Below are 9,799 nucleotides of genomic sequence, written 5' to 3' on the forward strand. Positions count from 1 at the left end.
GCTGCGCACCGAGCTCGCCGGCGGGCAGCTCGAGCGGACCGCCGAGGCGGCCCGGCAGCGCACCGACGCGCTGTTCGTGGTGATCACCGACGATGCCGGACTGCGGCTGGCCCATCCCGATCCGGCCCGGCTCGGCGAGAAGGTGAGCACCGATCCGTCGCAGGCGCTGGGCGGGGCCGAGGTGGTGATCAGCGAGCACGGCACACTCGGCGACTCGGTGCGCGCGAAAGTGCCGGTGCGCGCGCCGGATTCGGAGCGGGTGGTGGGTGAGGTGAGCGTCGGCATCTCCACCGAGGCGGTGGGCGAGCAGCTGACGCGCGACCTGAGCAAGGCCGGTCTGCTGGTGCTCGGCGCGTTGTTCGCCGGGATCGCCGGATCGGTGCTGCTGGCACGGCGCTGGCACGGGCTGACCCTGGGCCTGCAACCCGCGGAACTGGCCGAGCTGGTGCGCGAACAGGATGTGGTGCTGCACGGTATCGGGGTGGGTGTGGTCGCGGTCGACGACCGGGGGCGCACCACGGTGATCAACGACGAGGCGCGCGCCCTGCTCGGCATCGAGGGCGACAGTGGTCGTCCGGTGGAGACGATCGGGCTGACCCCGCGCGTACTCGCGGCGTTCCGGGCCGCCGACGGGCGCCCGGTCCAGGCGGCGGTCGGCGACCGGATCGTGGTGGTCACCGCGCGCACGGTCACCCGCGACGGGCGGTCGCTGGGCGCGGTGCTGGATGTGCGCGACCGCACCGACGTCGAGTCGCTGACCCGGCAGCTGGACGCGGTGCGATCGATGAGCACCGTCCTGCGCGCCCAGCGGCACGAATTCGCCAACCGGTTACACCTGCTCAGCGGTCTGCTGCACGGCGACCGGCCCGGCGAGGCCGCACGCTACATCGACGAGCTGCTCGGCGCCGGTCCTCTCGGCGCCGCCATGCCGGGCATCGACACGGTGCGTGACCCGTACCTGCAAGCGTTCCTCGCCGCCAAGGCCGCGCACGCCAGGGAGAACAATGTCGAGCTCCGGTTGGGGCCGAGCACCTGGGTCGACGCGAATCTGACTGCGCCCGTGGATGTCACGACGGTGCTGGGCAATCTGCTGGACAACGCGATCGACGCGGTCCGCCCGAGCGGCACGCCGGTGGCCGCCGAGGACGACGCCCGGACCTCGCCGCATGGCGCCGGTGTCGATCCCGAATCGACAGCACCCGCCCGCACGGTGACCCCGCGGCCCTCGATCCACCCGGTCCGCCGATCGGCCGAGAGCGGAATGGGCTCGGCAGCACCGTTCGGCGGGGAATCCACCGATCCGGCGGCCGCCCGAACCGGCACGAAATCCGCGTCACAGCCCTGCGCGGCACCGACCGATCCGGCAGCGATACACGCCGACGCGGAATCCACCGCGCAATCCGGCTCGGCCGCAGTCGACACCGGCACGCAACCCGCAGCACAAGCCGGCGGGGAACCGAGCGGCGTCGGTGATCGAGGCGGGGAGGTCGCGGACGGGTCCGGGGCCGAACCGGGCGGTCGGCGCGCCGAGTCCGGTCCGCGTTTCGCCGTTTCGGCGGTGGTGGAAGTCGAACTGGTGCAAGAGGGTTCGACCCTGCACATCACGGTGGCCGACAGTGGCGGCGGGGTGGCGCCGGAGCTGGTGGACGCGGTGTTCGCGGACGGGGTCTCGACCAAAGAAGGGGCGGGGGTGCCGGGCGGACGCGGGGTCGGGCTCGCGTTGTCCAGGCAGGTGGCCAGGGCGCTCGGCGGGGACGTGTGGCTGGCGTCGGCGGGGACACCGGCGGGGGAACTGAGCGGGGCGGAGTTCATCGCGCGTCTGCCGGGCGTGCTGACCGAAGGAGACCCGCCGTGAGCCGGACCGAGTTCAGCGTGCTCGTCGTGGACGACGACTTCCGGGTGGCGAACATGCACGCCGGAATCGTCGGGGCGCTCCCGGGATTCACCGTGGGCGCGGTCGTGAATACGGTGGCCGCGGCGCGGCAGGCGCTGGCCGAGGCCAGCTTCGACCTGGCCCTGGTGGACGTGTACCTGCCGGACGGATCCGGGATCGACCTGGTCCGGGAGCTGCGCTGCGATGCCATGATGCTCACCGCCGCCACCGAATCCGCCACGGTGCGGGCGGCGGCGACGGCGGGCGCCCTCGCCTACCTGGTGAAGCCGTTCGATCACACCGTGCTCGCCGCACGACTGGCCGGATACGGGCGCTACCGGCGGATCCTGGCGGCGCCGGATGTCACCGCCCGCGACGTCGACGCGGCCTGGGACGCCCTGCGCCCGGCCCCGCCCGCCCCCGACCGTGCCGCCGCCGCGACCTCTCCCACCCGGGAGTTGGTATTGCGGGCGGCGCAGAGCGCGGACGCGCCGATGTCGGCGGGCGAGATAGCGACCGCCATCGGCATCTCACGCGCCACCGCCCAGCGCTACCTCGCCGCCCTCGTCACCACCGGTGACCTACGCATGCAGTTGCGCTACGGCGCGACCGGACGCCCCGAACAGGAGTACTCCCCCACCCGCCGCACCCCCTGATCGCCGCGGGGGCACGCTACCGAGCAACCGCACCATGGCCCGCACCCGCCACACCGCGCCACCACGGTCCACGTCCGACCGCGGCGCTACCGCACCACGGACCGCTCGCCGCTGCGGTGCCACCGCACCGTTATCTGCCCTCGGCACGGCGACGACGACGCGCCGACGTACTGACCGCGAGGTGTAGGAACGGCCACGGTGGGGTACTGAACGGGGTTACGCCCCAGACGGTTTGGAGTACGGCCTTGACCGACCCCCGCTTTCCGCAGCCCTACCAGCCGCCCCGTTTTCCGCCGGGTCCACCCGAGCCGAATGCCGTCACCGCGATCTTCGCCGGCATTCTCGCCGTTCTCGGCGGACTGCGTGGCGTGTTCGGCGCCGTCGCCATCCCGTTCCTGACCACCGACCCCGACTTCGACCCGACCGGGTTCTGGAGCAAGATCCAAGTGCTGCTGGGTGTTTCGGCGCTGTGCTCGCTGATCCTGCTCATCGGCGGCATCCTGATGCTGGCGCGCAAGAAGGTGTCGCGGGTGCTGATCGGGGTCGGCGGGACCGGCACTCTGGCGCTGTCGATCATCACCACGATCGCGCTGTACAACCATCTGGACGCGCAGACCGATGCTTCCACGTCGCTCACCGTGTCGTTCGATTCCGATCTGAGTGTGTTCAACGCGATCGGGTTCCTGTTCAACATCGCACTGCTGGTGCTGACCTTCCTGCCGAGCACGGGGCGCTGGCTGGCCCACCGCCGACCCGGATACTGACCGAAATTCCCTCGACCCGGCGACCTCTCGACGCTAGCGTGGCCTCCTGCCCGTCCCCGTCGAGAGGAACCGCCGTGTCCGAAGCCGAGGCGATCGCCGCCAACCGCGCCAACTGGGACGACCGGGCAGACGTCCACGCGCGCTCGCGGATGTACGACGTCGACGCCTTTCTCGCCGACCCGGCCGCGATTTCCTCGGTGGTGCGCAACGATCTGGCGGTGCTGGCGCCGCACCTGCCCGACACCGGAATCGCCGGGCGCTCGCTGCTGCACTTGCAGTGCCATATCGGCACCGACACCGTGTCATGGGCCCGGCTGGGCGCGGTCGAGGTGCACGGGCTCGATCTGTCCCCGAACTCGCTGCGGCACGCGGCGCGCATCGCCGCGGCCGACGGACGCGACATCACCTGGGTCGAGGGCGATGCCCGGTTCGCCTCGTCGGTGATCGACCGGTCGTTCGACACCATCGTGACGAGCACGGGCACGATCGTCTGGCTGCCCGAACTGACCGCGTGGGCCCGCTCGATCCACGATCTGCTCGCCCCCGGCGGAGTGTTCGTGCTCCGCGACGACCACCCGATCCTGGGCGCCATGGACTTCGAGCCCTGGCGGATCACCGACGACTACCTCGCCGGGGGCGGCGCCCGCACCTATTCGGACGCGGGCACCTACACCGAGGATTCGGCGGGCTCGATCGCGCACACGACCAATCACGAATGGCGCCACGACCTGGGCGAGGTTGTCGGCGCGCTGCTCGCGGCGGGCCTGCGGATCGAGGCGCTGCACGAACTGCCCTACCTGGATTGGCGGCCGTTCGGCGACCTCGTCGCCTGCCCGGAAGGCTGGGCGCTGCCGCCGGGGGCACCACGGATCCCGCTGAACTTCGCCGTCGTCGCCCGGCGTCCCGGGCGGTGAACGCACTGCGCGCTCGGTGTCGTCACCGAGCGCGCAGGATCTCGTGGTCGCCGATCAGCGCGCCCGCAGCCAGCCGCCGATGCGCTGGGCGATCGCGTCGGGGGTCAGGCCCAGCTCCTCGAGGATCTCTGCGCGCGAGGCGTGATCCAGGAACTGCTGGGGCACACCGAGATCGCGGGTCGGCACATCGAGACCGGCGTCGCGCAGGCGGGCCGAGACCGTCGAACCGATACCGCCGTGCAGGCCGCCGTCCTCGACGGTGACGACGAGCCGGTAGTTCTCGGCCAGCTTGACCAGCGTGTCCGACACCGGGATGACCCAGCGCGGGTCGACCACGGTGACCGAGATGCCCTGGGGCTCCAAGAGTTCGGCGACCCGCATGGCCGTCTCGGCGAACGGGCCGACCGCGACGATCAGGACGTCGCCGTGCTGGGCCTGCGCCGAGCCGGCACCGGGGACCGCCAGGCGCAGCACGTCGAGACCGTCGAGTCGTTCCACCGCCGTGATGTCCTCGGCGACACTGCCCTTCGGGAACCGCAGCACCGTCGGACCGTCGGAGATCGCCAGCGCCTCGGCGAGTTCCTCGCGCAGGGTGGCGCCGTCGCGCGGAGCGGCGACCCGGATGCCGGGAATGATGCCGAGCAGCGAGAAGTCCCACATGCCGTTGTGGCTGGCGCCGTCGGGGCCGGTGATGCCCGCGCGGTCCAGCACCACCGTGACCGGCTGCTTCAGCAGCGCGACATCCATGAGCAGCTGGTCGAACGCGCGGTTGAGGAAGGTGGAGTAGATCGCGACGACGGGGTGCATGCCGCCCAGCGCCAGACCGGCGGCCGAGGCCATCGCGTGCTGTTCGGCGATGCCCACGTCGAACATGCGGTCCGGGAAGCGCTCGCCGAAGGGCGCCAGGCCGGTCGGGCCGGGCATGGCCGCGGTGATGGCGACGATGTCCTCGCGCCGCGAGGCGTGCTCGATGAGTTCCTCGGAGAACACCGCCGTCCAGCCCTTGGCCTTCTTGTCCGCGAGCGGGCGGCCGGTGAGCGGGTCGATCGGGTCGCAGGCGTGCATCTGGTCGGCGACGTGGTTCTCGGCGTGCTCGTAGCCGTTGCCCTTGCGGGTGACCACGTGCACGACCACCGGTCCGCCGAAGTCCTTGGCGCGGCGCATGGCCGCCTCGAGCGCCACCAGATCGTGGCCGTCGACCGGGCCGACGTACTTCATGCCCAGATCGGCGAACAGTTCCTGCGGGCTGACCGCGTCCTTGATCCCCGCCTTGAGCGCGTGAACCATCGAATACGCTGAATCCCCCACGGCCGGAATGCTTTTGAGAAGGCGCTTCCCGGCGTCGAGGGCGTGCTCGTAGGCGGGCTGGGTGCGCAGCGCGGTCAGCCGGTCGGCCAGGCCGCCGATGGTCGGCGCGTAGGAGCGGCCGTTGTCGTTGACCACGACCACCACCGGACGGTCGGGCGCGCCCGCGATGTTGTTGAGCGCCTCCCAGCACATCCCGCCGGTGAGCGCGCCGTCACCGACGACGGCGACGACGGTGCGGTCCTGCTCGCTCAGCGCGAAGGCCTTGGCCAGGCCGTCGGCATAGGACAGCGCGGCCGAGGCGTGCGAGGACTCCACCCAGTCGTGCTCGCTCTCGGCGCGGCTGGGGTAGCCCGACAGGCCGTCGCGCATGCGCAGCGAGTCGAATCGGTCCTTGCGGCCGGTGAGGATCTTGTGCACATACGCCTGATGGCCGGTGTCGAAGATCAGCGGATCGGCCGGGGAGTCGAAGATCCGGTGTAGCGCGATGGTCAGTTCGACCACGCCTAGGTTGGGGCCGAGGTGGCCTCCGGTGGCGGCGACCTTCTGCACCAGGAACTCGCGGATCTCGTCCGCCAGGTCCCGCAGTTGCGGCACGCTCAGCCGGCGCAGATCTTCGGGTGAATCCACCCGCGACAGCACTCCCACCTGAACTCGCTCCCTCCGGACTACTGTGTGATCCGCCCAGTGTATTTGGCCGTGCGGGCGGCTCCGGCTCGCGGGCCCTTCCGGGTGCCCCGCACCGACGATCACAGCGGGCGTGCCGGTCCCCCGCGGCACGCCGCTGAACAGGGCGCGCCGCCGCCTGGCGCCGTCACCACGGGCCGCGATCGCCTGTGAGGACTATCTCCCCCGCGCGTCCCCGCGGGACCGGCCACGCCGCGTCCTAGAGTGTCGCTGTGGCCGAACCGGACGGTGTTGCGCGCACGATCGACCCCGGCGTGGTGGCGGGCATGCTCGACGAGGTGTACGCGATCTGCCGCGACGACACCTCGGGTGCGCCCGCCGACTACATCCCCGAGCTGGCCGCGGTCGCGCCCGACTCGTTCGGGTTGTGCCTGGCCACCGCCGACGGGCTGATCTACCAGGTCGGCGACACCGATGTCGGGTTCACCATCCAGTCCATCTCCAAGCCGTTCACCTACGCGCTCGCGCTGGCCGACCGCGGTCTGGACGGGGTGGCCGCGCACATCGATGTCGAACCCTCGGGCGAGCCGTTCAACGAGATCGCCCTCGAGCCCGATACCCAGCGCCCCAGCAATCCGATGATCAACTCCGGCGCGATCACCGCGGCCTCGCTGATCAACGGCCGCGACGCCGCCGAGAAGTTCGAGCGGGTCCGGCGCTGCTACTCCCGCTTCGCCGGCCGCGAGCTGACGATGGACCAGGCGGTCTACGAGTCCGAGGCGCGCACCGGCTACCGCAACCGCGCGATCGGCTACATGCTGCGCTCGGTCGGCATCATCGATGTCGACCCCGACGACGCGGTCGACCGCTATTTCCGGCAGTGCTCGATCGAGATCACCTGCGCGGATCTGGCCCTGATGGCGGCGACGCTGGCCGACAACGGGGTCAACCCGAAGACCAGGGAGCGGGCACTGTCGACCGCGCTGACCGAGCGCGTGCTCAGCGTGATGACGACCTGCGGCATGTACAACGCCGCCGGTGACTGGGTGACCACGGTCGGACTGCCCGCCAAGAGCGGCGTCGGCGGCGGGATCATCGCCGTGCTGCCCGGCCAGCTCGGGATCTCGGTGTACTCGCCGCGGCTGGACGGCCAGGGCAACAGCGTGCGCGGCGTCGCGGCCTGCCGGGAACTGTCGCGGCGCCTGGAACTGCACTTCTGTCACGTGACCCGCGCCGCGCGCACCGCCATCCGGGCCGACTACTCGGTGGCGCAGGTGCCCTCGCGGCTGCGCCGCTCCCCCGAGGACGCCGCGGTGCTCGCCGACCACGGCGACCGGGCCCGGGTCTACGAATTGCACGGCGACCTGCTCTTCGCCGGCGCCGAGCGCACGGTGCGCTCGATCGAGAGCAAGGTCGGCGAACTCGACGCCCTGGTCATCGACCTGCGCCGGGTGGGCGAGGTGAGCGCGGTGGCGCGCGAGATGCTCGACGCGCTGCAGAACGCACTGGTCCGGCGGGGCAGCCGGGTCGCCCTGGTCGATCCCGAGGCCCGGCTCGGGCACGAGGCCTCCAGCCTGGACCCCGAGGATCCGCGCGGGCGCGTGTTCGTCGACCGCGACACCGCCACCGAGTGGTGTGAGGACATCATCCTGGCCCGGCATCGGCCGCCCGGCGCCGAGAGCCGCCGCTCGATCCCCCTCGACGAGCACCCGCTGCTGGCCGGTCTCGACCCCGAGAACCGTGGTCTGCTCGGCAAGGACTTCGAACCGCGGACCTTCGCGCGCGGCGAGGTGATCGCCGAGCGGGGCGATTCGCGCTGCGGGCTGTTCCTGATCCTGGAGGGCCGCGTGCGGATGACCTTCCCCGGCACCGACGGGCGCGTGCACCGGCTGGTGACGCTGTCGGCGGGGATGACGTTCGGCGAGATCCCGATGCTGCTCGGGCAACCGTTCGTCAACGAGATCATCGCCGAGACGCCGGCGCGGGTGGCGGTGATGCGGCCGGCGGTCTTCGACCAGCTCACCCAGGGCCACCCGCAACTGAAACTGGCCCTGCTGCAACGCCTCGCCGCGGGCGCCTACGCCCAGATGGAGGCCGCGGTGCGGACGCTGTCGGGCAACGCGGGCAACTACTGACGGGGAACTCGGACCCGCCGCGAGACGTTGGGCAGCACAGCATCCTTCGACCGACAGGAGTACCGCGGTGGGCAAGAAGTCCTGGCAGGCGAGCACCACGATGATCGGGCGCGGCACGGTGCGCGCGGTTCCCGATCTGATCCGCGTCACCCTGTCGGTGGAATCGCGCGCCGACACCGTCGCCGCCGCCTACGGCCGCGCCGGTGACCGGGTCAGCGCCGTCGTCGCCGCCCTGCGCGCGGCCGGGGTCAGCGACGCCGACATGGCGACCAGCGGGCTGAGCGTGCGCACCGAGACGGTCTACACCGATCAGGGACGCAGCGAGATCTCCGGCTACCTCGCCACCACCGGGCTCAGCATCGCCCTGCGTGACGGCACCGGCACCGAACCGGCCGACACGGTGGCGGCCGCGGTGACCGCGGGCGGCGACGACGTCCGCCTCGGCGGGCTGACCCGCGGGATCGCCGACCCCGAGCCACTGCTCGCCCAGGCCCGCGACGCCGCCTTCGACGACGCGAAGACCAAGGCCGCGCAGTACGCCGAGCGCGCGGGCGTCACGCTGGGCGCGGTCGTGCAGATCACCGAGGACACCGCCGTGCCGCTCCCCCGCGCCTACGACATCAGCGCCGAGATGGACAGTGCGCCGATGCTGATGGCCAGGGCCGCTTCGCCGGTGCCGGTGGTTCCCGGGGAGACCGAGGTCGGTGCCACCGTCCGGGTCACCTGGGCCCTGGACTGATCCGAACCGGGTCGCCCGGCAGCGGAGCCCCGGCACGCCTCGGCGGAGTGCTCGCCGAGCGCGGAGGCGCCGCTGCCGACGTCCCGCACCGGTCGATGCCGGGTGATCCGGCGGCCCGAACCGTCCTCGCTCAGCGGTCGAGCAGGGCGACGCATTCGACGTGGTGGGTCGCCGGGAACGCGTCGAAAGCGCGCAGGTCGGCGAGGTGATAGCCCGCGTCGAGATACAACCCGAGATCGCGCGCGAAAGACGCCGGGTCGCACCCGATGTGGACGATCCGGCGCGGATCGGCGTCGGTGACCGCGGCCACGACCTCCTTGCCCGCACCGGCCCGCGGCGGATCGAGCACCACGACATCGGGTCCGTCGCCGTCGGCGTGGGCACGCACCCAGCGCTCGACACGATCGGCGCGCAGGTCCAGCCAGGGCAGATCACGCAGCGCGGCGGTGCCGTCGGCGACGGCCGAGCGCGCCGATTCGACGGCGGCGACCGCACCGGTCTGGCCGGTCTGCTCGGCCAGCCGCGCCGCGAACACGCCGACGCCGGCGTAAAGATCCCAGCCCGAACCGCCGGGAGCCAGCCCCGACCACTGCGCGACGAGGTCCGAATAGCATTGCGCGGCACCGCGATGCGCCTGCCAGAAGCCGGTGGCCGCCAGTTCCCAGCGCCGGCCCGCCACGTACTCCACGGCTCGGCCGGTGCCCGCCATCACCCATTCCTCGCGGGGGGCGTTGGTGGCCGACTTGCGCGCGGCGGCCCGGTCGCGGATCGCGCCGCGCTCGTCAC

General features: G+C 72.1%; 7 protein-coding genes and 1 pseudogene. 6 read left to right on the forward strand and 2 right to left on the reverse strand.

Annotated elements, in window-relative coordinates; translation table 11 throughout:
• The 4 genes from V8688_RS29770 to V8688_RS29785 form a co-directional block, all read left to right on the forward strand.
• The coding region (locus tag V8688_RS29770; RefSeq protein ID WP_342802181.1) for an ATP-binding protein at positions 1-1,855 on the forward strand (1,855 nt) is incomplete at its 5' end.
• Positions 1,852-2,529, forward strand: coding sequence for a response regulator (locus V8688_RS29775; protein WP_218721165.1), 678 nt, complete (start codon positions 1,852-1,854; stop codon positions 2,527-2,529). The genes V8688_RS29770 and V8688_RS29775, both read left to right, overlap by 4 nt.
• Before the next feature lie 245 nt (positions 2,530-2,774).
• Positions 2,775-3,293, forward strand: coding sequence for a hypothetical protein (locus V8688_RS29780; RefSeq protein WP_342802182.1), 519 nt, complete (start codon positions 2,775-2,777; stop codon positions 3,291-3,293).
• 74 nt (positions 3,294-3,367) lie between these two features.
• Complete coding sequence (locus V8688_RS29785; protein ID WP_342802183.1) at positions 3,368-4,207, forward strand: class I SAM-dependent methyltransferase; 840 nt, start codon at positions 3,368-3,370, stop codon at positions 4,205-4,207.
• A gap of 54 nt (positions 4,208-4,261) precedes the next feature.
• Here V8688_RS29785 and dxs read toward each other — a convergent pair whose 3' ends face one another.
• Positions 4,262-6,160 (reverse strand): 1-deoxy-D-xylulose-5-phosphate synthase, encoded by a 1,899-nt coding sequence (gene dxs, locus V8688_RS29790; protein WP_342802184.1) that lies wholly within the window; start codon positions 6,158-6,160, stop codon positions 4,262-4,264.
• Positions 6,161-6,465: 305 nt separating this feature from the next.
• Between dxs and glsA the strand changes: the two genes are divergently transcribed.
• Positions 6,466-8,274: a glutaminase A gene (glsA, locus tag V8688_RS29795; protein WP_342802185.1), complete on the forward strand. Its 1,809-nt coding sequence runs from the start codon at positions 6,466-6,468 to the stop codon at positions 8,272-8,274.
• Positions 8,275-8,341: 67 nt separating this feature from the next.
• Positions 8,342-9,013, forward strand: coding sequence for an SIMPL domain-containing protein (locus tag V8688_RS29800; protein WP_218721169.1), 672 nt, complete (start codon positions 8,342-8,344; stop codon positions 9,011-9,013).
• A 130-nt stretch (positions 9,014-9,143) separates the two neighbouring features.
• Here V8688_RS29800 and V8688_RS29805 read toward each other — a convergent pair.
• A pseudogene (locus V8688_RS29805) lies at positions 9,144-9,799 on the reverse strand (class I SAM-dependent RNA methyltransferase); the annotation flags it as partial.

Source organism: Nocardia sp. No.11 (assembly GCF_038752175.1).
Classification (GTDB): domain Bacteria; phylum Actinomycetota; class Actinomycetes; order Mycobacteriales; family Mycobacteriaceae; genus Nocardia; species Nocardia canadensis.